General features: G+C 64.5%; 1 protein-coding gene. It reads left to right on the top strand.

Features of this window, described 5'->3' with window-relative positions; genetic code table 11:
• Nucleotides 1-791 (top strand): IS66 family transposase (locus IVA91_RS27135; RefSeq protein WP_247459474.1); only part of this gene is annotated, 791 nt, incomplete at its 5' end.
• Nucleotides 792-814: the final 23 nt, after the last annotated feature.

The raw sequence follows: 814 nt of genomic DNA, 5'->3' as shown, positions 1-814 counted from the left end.
CATTTGGGGGCACGGACCCGCCGGCGGCGATGTTCTACTACTCCCGCGACCGCAAGGGCGAGCATCCCCAAGCGCATCTGGCCCGGTATGCCGGCATCCTGCAGGCCGACGCCTATGACGGGTACAACCAGCTCTATCTGGCGGGACGCCAGCCCGGGCCAATCCGGAAGGCTGCCTGCTGGTCGCATGGACGGCGCCCGTTCTTCGCGATGGCCGACATCGAAGAGAATGCCCGGCGCAAGGCCACCGGCAAAAAGGAAATCCCGCTCTCGCCGATCGCGATCGAGGTCGTGCGGCGGATCGATGCGCTGTTCGAGATCGAACGGTCCATCAACGGCAAGAGTGCCGAGGAGCGCCTTCAGGTGCGGCAGACGCTGAGCCGGCCTCTGGTCGAGGACCTCCAGGTCTATATGCGGGAGCAGCTTGCCAAGCTGTCTCGGGGGCACGACCTGGCTAAGGCGTTCAACTATATCCTGAAGCGCTGGGCGAGCTTCACCCTATTCCTCGAGGACGGCCGCGTGTGCCTCTCCAACAATGCCGCCGAAAGGGGCCTGCGAGGCATCGCACTTGGGCGAAAATCCTGGCTGTTCTGCGGGTCTGATCGCGGCGGGCGGCGCGCCGCAGCTATGTACAGCCTGATCGTCACAGCCAAAATGAACGGCATCGATCCGCAGGCGTGGCTCACGAATGTCCTCGCCCGCATCGCCGCTCATCCGGCTCATCGGCTGGACGAACTTCTGCCCTGGAATTGGACGCCAGCATCTGCGCTCTCCGCTCGAGCGGCGGCATGACCACCCACGTCAACAAGGTCCAT

Source organism: Bradyrhizobium sp. 153, from assembly GCF_023073835.1.
Taxonomy (GTDB): Bacteria; Pseudomonadota; Alphaproteobacteria; order Rhizobiales; family Xanthobacteraceae; genus Bradyrhizobium.
This window is presented reverse-complemented; position numbering and strand designations above follow the sequence as displayed.